Raw genomic sequence first — 15,812 nt, 5'->3', positions numbered from 1 at the left:
CCCATCGGACCCGAACGACTGTCAACCGGGAAGCGGCACAGGTGGGTTGGCCCCCCCGGGCGGGTTCAGCCCTGCTTCTTCGGGACCTCCGGGACGGGCAGCAGCGGCAGTCGCAGCGCGCCGAACGCGCCCTCCGGCACGGCCGGCCGCACCGGTGCGACCGGCGCGACCCGGTGGTAGGACCCGCCCTGCTCCGGGCGCCGGTCGGCCTCGCCCTTGTTGGGCCACATCGACATCGCGCGCTCGGCCTGCGCGGTGATGGTGAGCGAGGGGTTGACGCCGAGGTTGGCGGAGACCGCCGAGCCGTCCACCACGCTGATCCCCGGGTACCCGTACAGCCGGTGGTACGGGTCGACCACGCCGGTCTCGGGGGCGTCGCCGATCGGGCAGCCGCCGAGGAAGTGGGCGGTCATCGGGATGTCGAAGATCTCGCCGACGGTGCTGCCCGCGAAGCCGTTGATCTCGTCGGCCAGCGCCTGGGCGCCCTTCTCGGCGGCCGGGATCCAGGTCGGGTTGGGGGTGCCGTGGCCCTGGCTGGAGGTGAGCCGGGGCTTGCCGAGCGGGCCCTTCTTGAGCGAGACGGTGATCGAGTTGTCGAGCGACTGCATCACCAGGCCGATGATCGTCTTCTCGGACCAGCCGCGCTGGTTCATCGACCGGGCGAAGGTCACCGGGTGGAGCGCCGAGTTGCCCAGGTAGCGCAGCCAGCGCGGGCCCTTCCCACCGCCCTTGACCTGGGCGATCGACAGCGCGCCCATCGCGTTGGAGCCCTTGCCGTAGCGGACCGGCTCGATGTGGGTGTTGGCGTCCGGGTGGATCGAGGAGGTGATCGCCACCCCCTTGGTGAAGTCCGCCTTGGCGCCGTAGCGCCGGTCGGTGGTCTGCGCGCCCACCAGCGCCTCGGAGTTGGTGCGGGTCAGCTCGCCGAGCCGGGCGGAGATCCGGGGCAGGTGGCCGGCGTCGCGCATCCGGTGCAGCAGCGACTGGGTGCCGTAGGTACCGGCCGCGACCACCACCCGGGCCGCGGTGAGGGTCCGCGCGCCCGCCTTGACCCGGTCGGTCCTCGACCGGGAGTCGGTGCGCCGCACGTCCACCGCGAAGCCGCCCCCGGACTCCCGGATCCGGGCCACGGTGGTGAGCGGGTGGATCTCCGCGCCACCCTGCTCGGCCAGGTACAGGTAGTTCTCGGTGAGCATGTTCTTGGCGCCGTGCCGGCAGCCGGTCATGCACTCGCCGCACTCCACGCAGGCCTTGCGGGCCGGGCCGGCCCCGCCGAAGTACGGGTCGGCGACCTCCTCGCCGGGCGCGCCCTTGGCGGTGCCGTCGGTGTCCTTGCCGTCCCCGAAGAAGACCCCGACCGGCGCCATGTGGAAGGTGTCCCCGACGCCCATCTGCTCGGCCGCCGCCTTGAGGTGGACGTCGGACGGCGTGACGGTCGGGTTCAGCCGGACCCCGAGCATCCGCTGCGCCTGGTCGTAGAACGGCGCCAACTCCTGCTGCCAGTCGGTGATGTGGCGCCACTGGCGATCCTCGAAGAAGGCCTTCGGCGGCACGTACAGGGTGTTGGCGTAGTTCAGCGAACCGCCGCCGACCCCGGCGCCGGCCAGGATCAGCACGTTGGCCAGCAGGTGGATCCGCTGGATGCCGTACAGCCCGAGCTGCGGCGCCCACAGGTAGTTCGGCAGGTCCCAGGAGTTGCGGGGCAGTTCGTCCCGCTCGAAGCGCCGCCCGGCCTCCAGGACGGCGACCCGGTAGCCCTTCTCGGTCAGCCGCAGCGCCGCGACCGAACCGCCGAAGCCGGAGCCGACCACGACCACGTCGTAGTCGAACTCCGCCGCACCGCCGGACTCCACCATCTGCCTCTGCTCCTCGGGGTCGAAAAAGGGGGTCGGACCGGTCGGGGGAACCCCGGCCGGGGGCACCGCTACTTGAACCGCAGCGCCTTGAGCGCCCGCAGCCCGCCGGTCATCACGGCGGCGAACTGCTTGTCGTCCAGGCCGAACGAGGGCGCGATCGGCATCAGCCGCTGGGTCGAGACGGTCTGCGCCTCGGTGAACCGCAGGATGCCGTCGGCGCCGTGCCGCCGGCCCAGACCGGAGTCGCCCATGCCGCCCATCGGCGCGGCGACCGAGCCGTAGGCGGCCGCGTAGGCCTCGTTGACGTTGACCGTCCCGGTGCGCAGCCGGGCCGCGACCGCCCGGCCGCGCCGCAGGTCCCTGGTCCAGACGCTGGAGTTCAGGCCGTACGGCGTGGAGTTGGCGGCGGCCACCGCCTCCTCCTCGGTGTCGAAGCGGTAGACCGAGACGACCGGGCCGAAGGTCTCCTCGCCGCACACCGCCATCTCCGGGGTCACCCCGTCCAGGACGGTGGGTTCGTAGAAGTACGGGCCGAGGTCGGGCCGGGCCCGCCCGCCGGCGAGCACCACGGCACCGGCCTTGACCGCCTCGTCCACGTGCCGGGTGGTGGTGTCCAGCTGCCGGGCGGAGACCAGCGAGCCCATGTCGGCGCCGTACGCCAGACCGCCGCCCAGCCGCAGCGCCTTGGTGCGGGCGACGAACAGCTCCAGGAAGCGGTCGGCCACCGAGCGGTGCACCAGCAGCCGCTCGATCGAGATGCACAGCTGCCCGGCCGAGGAGAAGCAGGCCCGGACGGCGCCCGCGGCGGCGGCCTCCAGGTCGGCGTCGGAGAGCACCAGCATGGCGTTCTTGCCGCCGAGTTCGAGCGAGGCGCCGACCAGCCGGGCGGCGGCGCGCTGGGCGACCTCGCGGCCGGTGCGGGTGGAGCCGGTGAAGGAGACGTAGTCGGCGTGCTCCACCACGGCGGGGCCGATCACCGGGCCGTCGCCGATCACCACCTGCCACAGGTCGGCCGGCAGCCCCGCCTCGATCAGCAGTTCGCGGGCCCACAGGCCGGTCAGCGCGGTCTGGGTGTCGGGCTTGTTGACGACGGCGTTGCCGGCCACGAAGGCGGGCAGCAGGTCGCCGACGCACAGCTCCAGCGGGTAGTTCCACGGCGAGATGTGGCCGATCACGCCCTTGGGGCGGCGGGCCTCCACGGTGTGGGTGAGCACCGGCAGCGCACCGCCGCGGCGCCGGTCCTTGAGGTAGCCCTGCGCGGCGCGCCCGTAGTGCCGGGCGGCCATGGCGACGGCCAGCACCTCCTCGAAGGCGTGCAGCCGGGCCTTGCCGGTCTCCGCCTGCACCAGGTCCAGCACCTCGTCCTGCCGCTTGAGCAGCAGGTCGTGGAAGCGCAGCAGGACGGCGGCCCGGCGGCGCACCGGCAGTGCGGCCCAGGCCGCCTGGGCGCGGCGGGCCAGCTGGAAGGCGACCTCGACGTCGGCCGGGGTGGACTGCGGCAGACCGGCCAGCCGCTCACCGGTCAGCGGGGCGACGGTCTCCACCAGACTGGGCTCGCCGGTCGCGGTGACCCCGCCGGCCAGCCGCTCGACCAGGGACCGGGGCACGGCCGTCGCGACGGTCCGGCCCCCGCCGGGGGCGGCCGGGTTGCCGTCCGCCGGGGCGGCGCCGGAGTGTTCGGTGGCCACTGCATCTGCTGTGAGGTCCGACATACGGCGCAGCCTAGGCCTTCGGGCCCCGGTGCGGTACCCGTCGGTAACAAGAATCTGCCGCAGTCGGGCGAAAGCGGGGCGCTCCGCCCGTACGGCCCGCTCCCCCCTCCCGGGCCCAGCGGGTCGGGCTCAGCGGGTCGGGCTCAGCGGGTCGGGCTCAGCCGGTCGGGCTCAGCGGGTCGGCGTGAAGTGGTTGAGCACCGTGGTGAAGCGCTGCTCGGCCTGCTGCCACTCGCCGTCCTTGTCCGGGCTGGACGCGTAGACCGCGTAGGCGGTGCCGTCCTCGTCGATGAACTCGGTCTCGATCGCCCGCCGGCGCCCGCCCTCCTTGGCCGCGTAGCTGAACTCCCAGGTGGCCGCCTCGTGGCCGTTGACCACGGAGCTCGCCATCCGGAGCTGCTTGTAGTCCTTGAGCGACTTGGAGACGCTGCCCTCCATCTGCCGCATGTGGTCCAGCGGCTTGACGGACTGGCCGACGGTGACCGCGAACTGCAGGTAGTGCACCCGGTTGTCGGGGCTGTAGAAGATCTGGTTGGCGTCGGTGCCGAGGCTGCGCTGCCAGGCCGGACCGCCGGTCGGCAGCGGGAAGCGGAAGCCGGCCTGGTCGTCGACCCAGCGGTAGCCGGCCGGTGCGGGCGCCCCCGGGGCGGGGGTGCCGGTCTGGTCCGGTTCGGTGGGCCCGGCGGTGTCGGGCTGGGTGGTCGGGGTGGGGTCGGCGGTCGAGGAGCCGACCACGTGCCGGGTCGCGAGGAAGGTCGCCGCGGCCGCCAGCAGGCCGACCGCCACCGCGACGGCGACCAGCTTCATCCAGTTGCGGCGCTTGGCCGGACCGCGCACGGGCGCACTGGGGTGCGCGACCGGCGCGCCGACGGCGGTGTGCGCTCCCCCGGGGGCTTCGGGCCCGACCGGGGGTACGGTGGCCGCCACCGCGGTCCCGGCCGGTCGCGGGTCCGTCGGCGCCTCCGAAGCGGCCGGGGCGTCCGAGCCCTCCGGCGCCGAGGCCACCGTCCCCTCCGGCCCGGCCGGGCGGTCCACCACCGGCACCGACTGGGTGGGCGTCCGCACCGGGCCGACCGTCGACCCGACCGTCTTGAGCCCCATGGTGTGCCCGGCCTGGACCTCGGCCAGCATCCGGGCCGCCTCGTCCGCGTTCGGCCGGTCGGCCGGGTCCTTGGCCATCAGCGCGGCCAGCACCGGGCCGAGCGGACCGGCCCGGCGCGACTCCGGCAGCGGCTCGTCGACCACCGCGGCCAGCGTGGTGATCGGCGAGTCCCGGCGGAACGGCGACTGGCCCTCGACCGCCGCGTACAGCGTCGCCCCGAGGCCCCACAGGTCGGAGGCCGGCCCGGGCCGCTCGCCCTGGGCGCGCTCCGGGGCCAGGTAGTCCGGCGAACCGACCAGGTCACCGGGCCGGGTCAGCTCGGTCGAGCCCTCGTACTTGGCGATGCCGAAGTCCAGCAGCACGACCCGCCCGGTGCCGCGCTCCAGCAGCACGTTGGCCGGCTTGACGTCCCGGTGCAGCACGCCCAGCTGGTGGCCGCGGTGCAGCGCGGCGAGCACCTGGCTGCCGACCTCGGCGGCGGCCCGCGGCGGCAGGGTGCCGTCCTGGCTGATCACGTCGGCCAGCGAGCGGCCGTCGACCAGCTCCATCACGATCCACGGCCGGCCGTCCTGCTCCAGCACGTCGTGCACGGTGATCACACCGGGGTGCTTGATCCGGGCGGCGGCGCTGGCCTCGCGCTTCATCCGGGTGTGCAGGATCTGCAGGTCCTCCTCGGGAAGGTGGTTGACGGTCAGCTCCTTGACCGCGACCTCGCGGTCCAGCATCCGGTCCCAGGCCCGCCAGACCGTCCCCATCCCGCCCCGGCCGAGCCGCTCACCGAGCTCGTACCGCCCGGCCAGCAACCGCTCCGCCTCGGCCGCTTCCGGCCGGTCCTGCACGCCCATCGGCGACCGCTCCCCCTCTCCGCTTCCACCCGCGCCACGACGGCCGAACGACCGCCGCAGACCGCTGTTCGAACAAATCCCACGGACACATTAGGCGCACCGTGCCGAGCCCGGTAATCTCGCCCACCCGCCGGACCGGCGGACCGGCGCGAACCGGGGCCGTCAGCCTGCGAACAGGACCACGGCGACCACGGCCAGCACCAGCAGCAGGAACACTCCTCCGACCAGCAGCGGACCCAGCAGCGCCGGGCGTATCCGGGGGCTCCTCGCACTCCCCGCCCCGGTCTCCGGCGCCGCCGCCGGCCGGGCGCGCCGCCGACGCAGCGGCACCAGCGGCGCGTCGGGCTTCAGTTCGACCTCCCGGGCCGCCCGCTCCCCGTCGGCCGGCTCCGGCGCACCCACCAGCAGCGCCGCCAGCTCCTCCCGCAGCTCCGCGGCGGTGGGCCGCAGCGTGGGGTCGGGCTGCACCAGCCGCTCGACCGCCGGCGCCACCGGCCCGCAGACCACGGAGGGTTCGCGCCGCCCGTCCCGCACGGCCGTCACCAGCTCGGGCACGCCGAGCTCCGGGAACGGCGAGCGCCCGGTGACCATCCGCTGCAGCAGCACCCCGAGCGCCCAGCAGTCCCCGGCCGGGCCGCCGTCCAGCGGCCAGCGCTCGGCCACCGGACCGGCCAGGGTGGCCCGGACCTCGTAGCGGCGGCGCCCGCCGGGCCCGCCGAGGTCCTCGGCCAGCGCCTCCTGCGCCACCCCGTCCAGCAGGCCGCCGAGCATCGCCGCGCCGTCCTCGCAGACCAGCACCGACTCGGCGGTCACATTGCCGTGGGCGAGCCCGGCCTCGTGCAGCGCCCGCAGCGCGCCGGCCAGGTCGGCGGCCAACTCGGCCGCCCGGTAGGGCGGGAGCGGTCCGGCGGTGAGCAGTTCGGCCAGCGTCCGGCCGGCCGGGCGCTCCTCGACCGTCCACAGCAGCTCGCCCTCGACGAAGGCGCCGACCCCGCGCAGCAGCCGCGGGTGCCACGACGGGGCGGCCGCGCCGACCGCCGCCACCCGCCGCACCAGGCGGTCCCCGTGCCCGGAGTTCGGCTCGTCCGGGTCCTGGCCCGCCGTCAGCAGCGCGGGCAGCTCCACAGCGCGCAGCAGGACCGTTTCACCGGTCCGCTCGTCCACCGCGCAGGCGCGCAGCAGTTCGGGACGGTCCGTCAGCCGGTACCGCCCCGCCAACAACTGGCCCGGGCCGCCTCGCATGCCAGTTCCTCTCGCTCACCGAGCAGCCTACTGATCGGCTCCTTTACGCTCGGCCCCATGGACTGGACCGATCTGATCGACACCGCCTTCAAGATGGCGGGCAACAGCAACCAAGCCAACCGGGCCGAGGCGGTCCGCACCGTCGAGGCGTCCGTCATCGGGGGCGAGAAGCCCGTCGCCTCCACGGCCGGGCGCCATCCCGACCACTTCCGCAAGGGGGTGCTGGTCCTCACCACCCACCGGCTGCTCTTCCTGAAGGACGGGAAACCTCCGGTACCGGTTCCGCTCGCCGCCGTCACCGACGCCACCGTCGCCCGGACCAAGCTCAACGGCGAGGTGCTGACCGTCGTCGCGCTGACCGGCTCCCACCGCTTCGAGGACGTGGCGAAGGCCGAGGTCTTCGCCGAGCAGGTCCGCGAGGCCGCCCGCCTCGCCCGTACCTCCCCGCCCGCCCCGGCACCCGCTCCCGGGTCCCCGGCCGGCGAACAGCTCATCGGCCAGCTGGAGCGCCTGGCCGCCCTCCGGGCCTCCGGCGCGCTCACCGACGAGGAGTTCACCCTCGCCAAGCAGCGCCTGCTCGGCTGAACCGGACCTACGGCGCCGGCTGGAAGGTGTTGAAGACGACGTCCCGGGCCGGGGCCTGCGCGGCCCACTGCGCGTCCGGGACGATCCAGTAGATCGAGTAGCCGTACTTGGCCGGACTGCCCGTCACGAAGCCGCGGTTGAGCGAGTGGCTCTTGGGCGTGCCGTTGGTCCACTCCCAGTCCGCCGCGTTGGTCCACTGCCGGTAGGTGATCGCCGCCAGGTTCACCCGCTGGTAGTTGGTCACCTGGCCGCGCACGTTCGGCTCGGACTCCTGCCAGTCGGCCAGGGCGCTCTCGCCGGGCGTGGTGGTCCACTCGATCCGCAGCTGGCTGCCGTCGGCGGAGTTCTTGAAGATCCGCCGGTTGGCCTCCGACCCGGCCGGCTGCAGCCAGTCCGGCAGCACGACCGAGAAGCCGCTCGGGTCCTGGTACGCGTGGAACCCGGCCGGCACCGCCCCACCGGGCGGGGTCGGCGCCGGGTCGCTCGACGCGGACGACGCCGACGGCTGCGGCTGCGGCTGTGCCGGGGTGGTGGCGGCCGGCGGCGGCACCGCGGCCGAGGACGGCGCCTCGGTGGGCGTGCCGCCCGGAGCCGGCGCACTGCCCGTCGCCGCCGGCCCCGCGCTCGGCGTGGCCTCCCCGGTGGTCGCGGCCGGCGAGGTGGCGCCCGCACTGTGCGTGCCGGCCCCCTTCGCCCCGGTGTCCCCGCTACCGACCGCCCGGACCACCGCGACGATCCCGGCGATCAGCAGCAGCACGACCACCACGGTCGCGATGGCCAGCCGCCGCCGCCCCTTGCGCGGATCGGCCCCGGCCGCCTGGGTCGCGCCCATCGTCCACTCACTGGTCACCGGCCGGATCGGCTCGGTCGCCGGCGCCGACGCGGCCGGATCGGCCGCCTCGGCCGGCCCGGCTGCCTCCGCCACGGGCTCCACGGCCTTGGCCCGGCTCCCCACCCGGACCGTCCCCAGCAGCCCGCCCACGGTCCGCTTCGGCGTCTCCTCCGGAGCCGGGGCCTCCGGCGCGGCGCCCTCCCCGGCGGCGTCCTTCTGCTCCGCCTTCTCCCCGCCCGCGACCGGCACCGCGTGCTCGGTGGTCGACTCCGCCCGCGCGGTCGCCTCCGCCACCACCCGCTTGAGCATGGAGCGGGTCTGCGTCGCGTCCAGCCGCTTCGCGGGGTCCTTCTCCAGCAGCCCCTCGATCACCGGCAGCAGCGGCCCGGCGTTCACCGGCGTGGTCAGGTCCTCGGTCATCACCGCGGTCAGGGTGGCCAGCGCCGACCCCCGGTCGTACGGCGGCCGCCCCTCGACCATCGCGTACAGCGTCCCGCCCAGCGACCACAGGTCGGCCGGCGGACCGGGCTTCTGCCCGCGCGCCCGCTCCGGGGATATGTACGAGGGCGCGCCGACCAGCATCCCGGTGGACGTCACCGAGGCGTCGCCCTCGACACTGGCGATCCCGAAGTCGGTGAGCACGACCCGGCCGTCCTCGCCGATCAGCACGTTGGACGGCTTGACGTCCCGGTGCAGGATGCCCAGCGCGTGCGCCGCGATCAGCACGCCCAGCACGTCCAGCGCGATCTCCGCCGCCCGGGCGGGCGCCAGCGGCCCGTCCTCCCGCACGACGTCGGCCAACGAGCGGGACTCGACCAGCTCCATCACGATCCACGGCCGGTCGTCCTCGTCGACGACGTCGAAGACGGTCACCGCCGAGTTGTGCCGGATCCGCGCGGTGGCCTTCGCCTCGCGCAGCGTCCGGACGATCAGCCGGTGCTTCTCCTCCTCCTCGACGCTGGCGTTCATCCGCAGTTCCTTGACCGCGACGGTCCGGCCCAGCATCTCGTCCTCGGCGCGCCAGACAGTGCCCATGCCACCGCGTCCGAGCACGCCGTTCAGCCGGTAGCGGCCGGCCAGGAGGCGGCCGGTGGAACCCTGCGCCTGGGTCATTCGGAACGTTCCCCCATGTGCTGCTGGCGGTCGTGGTGACGGCGCGTCGGCCCGGCCCGGGCCCGAACGCCCAAGCCTCCATCATCCCCTGTCCGGGAAGGTGGCGGCCACCCGCCCCCCGTCCCAAGCCGGGACGAACCGGAACGGGTGCGACGCTCCGTGCCCGATCTGTGATCGAAAACTCGCCATGATCTGCCCGGAGCGCTGCTACCGTTCGGCAGCTCATCGTTTTTCCGGGGGGACTCGATGCCCATGACCGCACCCGCACCGGGCGCTGACGGCCCGTCGCCACGCCCGCGCACCGCCCAGCACTTCTCGGTGGCCCCGGTCCTGGACACCCCCGAGGGCTACGTCGCCCCCGGCATGCCCGGCGTCCCGGTCACCGGCTACACCCCCGACACCCCCGCCCCCCGCCGCGGGGCCCCCCGCCGCCGCACCGCCCTGGCCCTCGCCCTCGCCCTGCTCGCCACGCTCCTCGGCGGCCTCGCCTACGGCTGCGCGCCCCTGCGCGCCGCCGACAGCCTCGGCTGGCTCACCATCGCCCAGGCCGGCCTGGTCGCCCTCCCCCTCGGCCGCCTGGGCGGCCGGAACCCGCTGCTCCCGCCCCTGGGCGCCCTCCTCGCCGCCGGCGCCCTCCTGCTCGGCCAACTCACCCAGCACCTGCGCCTGCTCCTCGCCACCACCCCCACCCCCCACCCGCTCCTCCCCCAGACCCTCACCGGCTGGCGCGGCGACCTCCGCCCCCTCGACCTGGCCTTCTACGCCATCGCCCTGATCGGCGGCTTCCTCCTCACCCGCCGCTCCGCCAACGGCACCTGATCCCCACCCCCGGGAACACCGACGGCCCGCTCCCCCCGGAGGGAGAACGGGCCGTCGGCCGGGGACCGGACCGTCAGCGGTGGTCCAGCGCCGGGTTGACCGTCACCTCGACCCGCTGGAACTCCTTCAGCTCCGTGTAGCCCGTGGTGGCCATCGCCCGCCGCAGCGCCCCGAACAGGTTCATCGTCCCGTCCGGAGTGTGCGAGGGCCCGGTCAGGATCTCCTCGGTGCTGCCGACCGTCCCGAGGTCGACCCGCTTCCCGCGCGGCAGCTCCTCGTGGACCGCCTCCATCCCCCAGTGGAAGCCCTTGCCCGGAGCGTCCGTCGCCCGCGCCAGCGCCGCCCCGATCATGACCGCGTCGGCACCGCAGGCGACCGCCTTCGGAATGTCGCCGCTGTACCCGACGCCGCCGTCCGCGATCACGTGCACGTAGCGCCCGCCGGACTCGTCCATGTAGTCCCGACGCGCGGCCGCGACGTCCGCCACCGCGGTCGCCATCGGCACCTGGATCCCGAGCACGTTCCGGGTGGTGTGCGCGGCGCCCCCGCCGAAGCCCACCAGCACGCCGGCCGCGCCGGTCCGCATCAGGTGCAGCGCGGCGGTGTACGTGGCGCAGCCGCCGACGATCACCGGAACGTCCAGCTCGTAGATGAACTGCTTGAGGTTCAGCGGCTCGGCGGCGCTGGAGACGTGCTCGGCCGAGACGGTGGTGCCGCGGATGACGAAGACGTCGACCCCGGCGTCCACGACGGCCTTGGAGAACTCGGCGGTCCGCTGCGGGGAGAGCGCGGCGGCGGTGACGACGCCGGAGTCGCGGACCTCCTGGATCCGCTGCTTGATCAGCTCGGCGCGGATCGGCGCGGAGTAGATCTCCTGGAGGCGGCGGGTCGCGGTGGCCTCGTCGGTGATCGAGGCGATCTCGTCCAGCAGCGGCTGCGGGTCCTCGTAGCGGGTCCAGAGGCCTTCGAGGTTCAGCACGCCCAGGCCGCCGAGGCGACCGATGGCGATGGCCTGCTGCGGCGAGACCACGCTGTCCATGGGGGCGGCCAGGAACGGCAGCTCGAAGCGGTAGGCGTCGATCTGCCAGGCGATCGAGACCTCCTTCGGGTCACGCGTACGCCGGCTGGGGACGACGGCGATGTCGTCGAAGGCGTACGCCCGGCGGCCGCGCTTGCCTCGCCCGATCTCGATCTCAGTCACTTCGAGCCCTTCTGGTTTGTTGCTCATGCCCGCCGGGTCACCCCGGCCGCCCCCAGTATCCCGTACCAGCGCTGGTGGCGCCCCGACGGCCCGGTCCCCGGACGCGCGGAAGGGCCCGCCGTGGCGGGCCCTTCCGGGGTCGAGCGGGTCAGCGCGACGAGTAGTTCGGCGCCTCGACGGTCATCTGGATGTCGTGCGGGTGGCTCTCCTTGAGGCCCGCCGAGGTGATCCGGACGAAGCGGCCCTTGCTCTCCATCTCGGCGATGGTGGCGGCACCGACGTAGCCCATGGTCTGGCGCAGGCCGCCGACCAGCTGGTGCAGCACGGCCGACAGCGGGCCGCGGTACTGGACCTGGCCCTCGATGCCCTCGGGGACGAGCTTGTCGTCCGAGGCGACCTCGGCCTGGAAGTAGCGGTCCTTGGAGTAGGAGCGGCCCTGGCCGCGGGACTGCATGGCGCCCAGCGAGCCCATGCCGCGGTAGGACTTGAACTGCTTGCCGTTGATGAACAGCAGCTCGCCCGGGGACTCCTCGCAGCCGGCCAGCAGCGAGCCCAGCATCACGGTGTCGGCACCGGCGGCGAGCGCCTTGCCGATGTCGCCCGAGTACTGCAGGCCGCCGTCGCCGATGACCGGCACGCCGGCCGCCTGGCAGGCCAGCGCGGCCTCGTAGATGGCGGTGATCTGCGGGACGCCGATGCCGGCGACCACGCGGGTGGTGCAGATGGAGCCGGGGCCGACGCCGACCTTGACGCCGTCCACGCCGGCGTCGATCAGCGCCTGGGCGCCGTCGCGGGTGGCGACGTTGCCGCCGACCACGTCGACCTTGACGGCGGACTTGATCTTCTCGATCCAGGCCAGCGCGTTGTGGCTGTGGCCGTGCGAGGTGTCGACGACCAGGAAGTCCACGCCCGCCTCGACCAGGGCCTGGGCCCGGTCGAAGGCCTCGGCGCTGGCGCCGACGGCGGCGCCGACCAGCAGACGGCCCTCGGCGTCCTTGGCGGCGTTCGGGTACTGCTCGGCCTTGACGAAGTCCTTGACCGTGATCAGGCCCTTGATCCGGCCCTCGTCGTCGACCAGCGGGAGCTTCTCGATCTTGTGGCGGCGCAGCAGCGCCATCGCGTCCTCGCCGGAGATGCCGACCTTGCCGGTGATCAGCGGCATCGGGGTCATGATCTCGCGGACCCGGCGGGTGCGGTCCGACTCGAAGGCCATGTCGCGGTTGGTGACGATGCCGAGCAGCTTGCCGGACTCGTCGGCGATCGGGACGCCGGAGATGCGGAACTTGGCGCACAGCGCGTCGGCCTCGGCGAGCCTGGTGTCCGGGCCGACCGTGATCGGGTCGGTGACCATGCCGGACTCGGAGCGCTTCACCAGGTCGACCTGGTTGGCCTGGTCCTCGACCGACAGGTTGCGGTGCAGCACGCCGACGCCGCCCTGGCGGGCCATGGCGATGGCCATCCGCGCCTCGGTGACCTTGTCCATCGCCGCGGACAGCAGCGGGATGTTGACGCGGACGTTCCGGGAGACCCGCGAGGAGGTGTCGACCTGGTTCGGCAGCACCGCGGAGGCCCCGGGCAGCAGCAGGACGTCATCGAACGTGAGCCCGAGCATGGCGAACTTCTCGGGTACGCCTGCGGCGTTGTAAGACATTTGGGGGTACCTTCCGTGGCCGGCCTTATCCGCTCGCGCCCAGAGGGAGGGGGCGCGTTGATCGCTCACTCGCGCAGACGGCCGAAAGCCGGGTGGCTTGGAGGAAGCTCCAACGGAACCCCGTGTGCACCCGCAAAACTTTGGCAACCTGCCCAGGCGCCGATACCCCATGGTACTGGCACCGCGAATGTGCCCTCGTGTGCCCTTGACAACAAGCGCCCCCGCGGGCTCATTCCGCCCGGCCGGGCCCCCTGGCCTGCGCCTCCGGTCAGGAGGAGGCGGCGCCCGGCCTCAGGAGGACTCCTCCGCGAGCGCCCGCAGCCGGCTGAGCGCGCGGTGCTGGGCGACCCGGACGGCCCCCGGCGACATCCCGAGCACCTCGCCGGTCTCCTCCGCCGACAGCCCGGCGGCCACCCGCAGCAGCACCAGCTCGCGCTGACGGGCCGGCAGGTTGGAGAGCAGCTCCTTGGCCCAGGCCGCGTCGCTGCTCAGCAGCGCCTGCTCCTCCGGGCCGAGCGCCTCGTCCGGCACCTCCGGCAGGTCGTCCTGCGGCACGACGGTGGAGCCGGGCCCGCGCATCGCGGCCCGCTGCAGATCGGCGATCTTGTGCGCGGCGATGCCGTAGACGAAGGCCTCGAACGGCCGTCCCTGGTCCTTGTACCGGGGCAGCGCGCACAGCACCGCGACACAGACCTCCTGGGCCACGTCGTCCACGTGGTGCCGGGCCCCGCCGGGCAGCCGGACCAGCCGGGCGCGGCAGTACCGCAGCGCCAGCGGGTGGACGTAGGCGAGCAGCGCGTCGATCGCCGGGCCCTCGCCGCGCACGGCGGCCGCGACCAGTTCGCCCACCAGGGGGGAGCCGCCCGTGCCGAGCACCGGCGGGCGGCCCGGACCGTCCCCGGTCACGGAGTCGCCGGATTCCGCGTACGCGTCACGACCCGGGTCGGAGGGCTCGGCCTCACCCGGGTCCGCCTGGCCGGCCGCACCGGCGACATCGTCGCGCATCGGTCCATGGTGCCTGGTCGATCGGGAAAACGCGGCACCGCGTCCGGAGTTGTGCACCGGAACGTTATGCGCTGCGGCACCGTGCGGCGTGCCGCGCACCACCGGCCCCTCCTGCACCGTGCCGCCTCCCGCCGCGCCGCCGTGGGTGGTCCTGTCCGTCGCGCCGTCCGCCGAGTGTCCTGCGGCTGCGTGGTTCGCCGCAGTGCCTGTCCGCTGGTCCCCGAGGTGCTCCACTCCTCCATGGTGCAACCTCGGGACCGTAACGTCACACGCCCGTGCGGCGTCCGCTCCGGAATTCGAGGGCGGCGCGCCGCGGCCGGCGGCGCCGCCGACGGTCAGCGGACCAGGCCCCAGCGGAAACCCAGCGCCACCGCGTGCGCACGGTCGGAGGCGCCGAGCTTCTTGAACAGCCGTCGGGCGTGGGTCTTGACGGTGTCCTCGGACAGGAACAGCTCGCGCCCGATCTCGGCGTTGCTGCGCCCGTGGCTCATGCCCTCCAGCACCTGGATCTCACGCGCCGTCAAGGTCGGTGCCGCGCCCATGTCGGGGCTGCGCAGCCGGCGCGGGGCGAGCCGCCAGGTCGGGTCGGCGAGGGCCTGGGTGACGGTGGCCCGCAGCTCGGCGCGCGAGGCGTCCTTGTGCAGGTACCCGCGGGCACCCGCGGCCACCGCGAGCGCGACCCCGTCGAGGTCCTCGGCGACGGTGAGCATGATGATCCGCGCGCCCGGATCGGCGGACAGCAGCCGCCGGACGGTCTCGACCCCGCCGAGGCCGGGCATCCGGACGTCCATCAGGACGAGATCGGAGCGGTCGGCCACCCAGCGGCGGAGGACCTCCTCCCCGTTCGTCGCGGTGGTGACCCGGTCCACACCGGGTACGGTCGCGACGGCGCGGCGAAGCGCCTCGCGGGCGAGCGGGGAATCGTCGCAAACGAGAACGGAAGTCATGACCGTCGTCCTCCGCAGCTGATCCGCGTCACGTTGAGCCTCCTGGCTGGTACGAACCTCTCCGACACGGCCGATCGGCGACGGACTTCGTCCTGATCGCCCCGACTTGCCCGCGATCGTTCCCGACGTCCGGCGCCCGCTAACCGCCTCCGCACTACCAACGACCGTCACTCGAATGAGTTACGGCCTTCGGGCCATCTCCACCACTGTACGTGGCCAACCCATTACCGATCAGCCGCATCGCGGTGCACACGCCGCACTTTTACGCAGCTCGCGCGCGGTGGGCGCACGACCCGCACGCCGGTACGGGTCGTCGCGCGCCCGTCGACCACCCGATTGCCACACCTCGCGCCCGCCGAACCCCTTGCCCACTTTGCCCGTTTTTATAGCTTTCGTATGGTCATTGACTGTTGTGCCAGTGTGTGGGTGACTTGTCCATGGAGTTGCCTTAAGTCATATTTCCAGGTGTCCACACCAGCGCGGGACGCCCCGCCGGGCACCGTTCGGCAGCAGCCCGCCGAACCGCCCGGCCGCCGCCGACCGCCTCTGAAGGGAATGAGCCATGGCAGATTTCTCCCGCCTCCCCGGTCCCAACGCGGACCTCTGGGACTGGCAGCTCTCGGCGGCCTGCCGCGGCGTGGACAGCTCGCTCTTCTTCCACCCGGAGGGTGAGCGCGGAGCGGCCCGCAGTTCGCGCGAGACCAGCGCCAAGGAGGTCTGCATGCGCTGCCCGGTGATCGCCGAGTGCGCGGCGCACGCCCTGGCGGTCCGCGAGCCGTACGGGGTCTGGGGCGGGATGACCGAGGACGAGCGCGAGGAGATGCTGGGCCGCTCGCGGCACCGCCTGGTGGAGGTCCCGTTGACCCCGCCGGCGGTCGCGCACCGTTAGACCCGCGCTCGCG

Annotated in this window: 12 protein-coding genes; 3 read left to right on the top strand and 9 right to left on the bottom strand. The window is 74.0% G+C overall.

From position 1 onward, the window contains the following. Positions 1–65: 65 nt before the first annotated feature. The 4 genes from ACFXOZ_RS13430 to ACFXOZ_RS13415 all read right to left on the bottom strand — a co-directional run bounded on the left by ACFXOZ_RS13430 (position 66) and on the right by ACFXOZ_RS13415 (position 6,757). Positions 66–1,856 (bottom strand): GMC oxidoreductase, encoded by a 1,791-nt coding sequence (locus ACFXOZ_RS13430; RefSeq protein ID WP_375882172.1) that lies wholly within the window; start codon positions 1,854–1,856, stop codon positions 66–68. Positions 1,857–1,924: 68 nt separating this feature from the next. Further along, positions 1,925–3,568 (bottom strand): succinic semialdehyde dehydrogenase, encoded by a 1,644-nt coding sequence (locus ACFXOZ_RS13425; protein WP_380590031.1) that lies wholly within the window; start codon positions 3,566–3,568, stop codon positions 1,925–1,927. A gap of 171 nt (positions 3,569–3,739) precedes the next feature. Continuing rightward, entirely contained in the window at positions 3,740–5,515 is a 1,776-nt protein-coding gene (locus ACFXOZ_RS13420) for a protein kinase (protein ID WP_380590028.1), read from the bottom strand. 162 nt (positions 5,516–5,677) lie between these two features. Beyond that, on the bottom strand, positions 5,678–6,757 hold the full coding sequence (locus tag ACFXOZ_RS13415; RefSeq protein ID WP_380590025.1) for a protein kinase: 1,080 nt from the start codon (positions 6,755–6,757) through the stop codon (positions 5,678–5,680). 57 nt (positions 6,758–6,814) lie between these two features. Between ACFXOZ_RS13415 and ACFXOZ_RS13410 the strand changes: the two genes are divergently transcribed. Beyond that, positions 6,815–7,342 carry an SHOCT domain-containing protein gene (locus ACFXOZ_RS13410; RefSeq protein ID WP_375882160.1) on the top strand — a complete coding sequence of 176 codons (528 nt, stop codon included), beginning with the start codon at positions 6,815–6,817 and terminating at the stop codon, positions 7,340–7,342. A gap of 7 nt (positions 7,343–7,349) precedes the next feature. On the opposite strand, the gene ACFXOZ_RS13405 is transcribed toward ACFXOZ_RS13410, so the two are convergent. Continuing rightward, complete coding sequence (locus ACFXOZ_RS13405) at positions 7,350–9,287, bottom strand: serine/threonine-protein kinase (protein ID WP_380590021.1); 1,938 nt, start codon at positions 9,285–9,287, stop codon at positions 7,350–7,352. A 252-nt stretch (positions 9,288–9,539) separates the two neighbouring features. Here ACFXOZ_RS13405 and ACFXOZ_RS13400 point away from each other — a divergent pair, with 252 nt between their 5' ends. Then, the gene (locus tag ACFXOZ_RS13400) at positions 9,540–10,106 is read left to right on the top strand and encodes a hypothetical protein (protein WP_380590019.1); all 567 of its coding nucleotides are present in this window, start codon (positions 9,540–9,542) and stop codon (positions 10,104–10,106) included. Positions 10,107–10,179: 73 nt separating this feature from the next. Here the strand turns inward: ACFXOZ_RS13400 and ACFXOZ_RS13395 are convergent, their stop codons facing one another. The 4 genes from ACFXOZ_RS13395 to ACFXOZ_RS13380 all read right to left on the bottom strand — a co-directional run bounded on the left by ACFXOZ_RS13395 (position 10,180) and on the right by ACFXOZ_RS13380 (position 14,910). Continuing rightward, the gene (locus tag ACFXOZ_RS13395) at positions 10,180–11,307 is read right to left on the bottom strand and encodes a GuaB3 family IMP dehydrogenase-related protein (RefSeq protein WP_375882152.1); all 1,128 of its coding nucleotides are present in this window, start codon (positions 11,305–11,307) and stop codon (positions 10,180–10,182) included. A 148-nt stretch (positions 11,308–11,455) separates the two neighbouring features. Continuing rightward, positions 11,456–12,958, bottom strand: coding sequence for an IMP dehydrogenase (gene guaB / locus ACFXOZ_RS13390; protein WP_375882150.1), 1,503 nt, complete (start codon positions 12,956–12,958; stop codon positions 11,456–11,458). A 291-nt stretch (positions 12,959–13,249) separates the two neighbouring features. After that, positions 13,250–13,963, bottom strand: a complete 714-nt coding sequence (shbA, locus tag ACFXOZ_RS13385) for an RNA polymerase sigma factor ShbA (RefSeq protein ID WP_375882147.1) — start codon at positions 13,961–13,963, stop codon at positions 13,250–13,252. 335 nt (positions 13,964–14,298) lie between these two features. Further along, a complete protein-coding gene (locus tag ACFXOZ_RS13380) occupies positions 14,299–14,910 on the bottom strand; it encodes a response regulator transcription factor (protein ID WP_014136228.1) in 612 nt (203 codons plus the stop codon). 562 nt (positions 14,911–15,472) lie between these two features. Here ACFXOZ_RS13380 and ACFXOZ_RS13375 point away from each other — a divergent pair. Next, positions 15,473–15,799 (top strand): WhiB family transcriptional regulator, encoded by a 327-nt coding sequence (locus ACFXOZ_RS13375; RefSeq protein ID WP_375882144.1) that lies wholly within the window; start codon positions 15,473–15,475, stop codon positions 15,797–15,799. The last annotated feature ends 13 nt before the right edge of the window (positions 15,800–15,812 follow it).

The sequence above is a fragment of the Kitasatospora sp. NPDC059160 genome (genome assembly GCF_042755465.1).
Classification (GTDB): domain Bacteria; phylum Actinomycetota; class Actinomycetes; order Streptomycetales; family Streptomycetaceae; genus Kitasatospora.
This window is presented reverse-complemented; position numbering and strand designations above follow the sequence as displayed.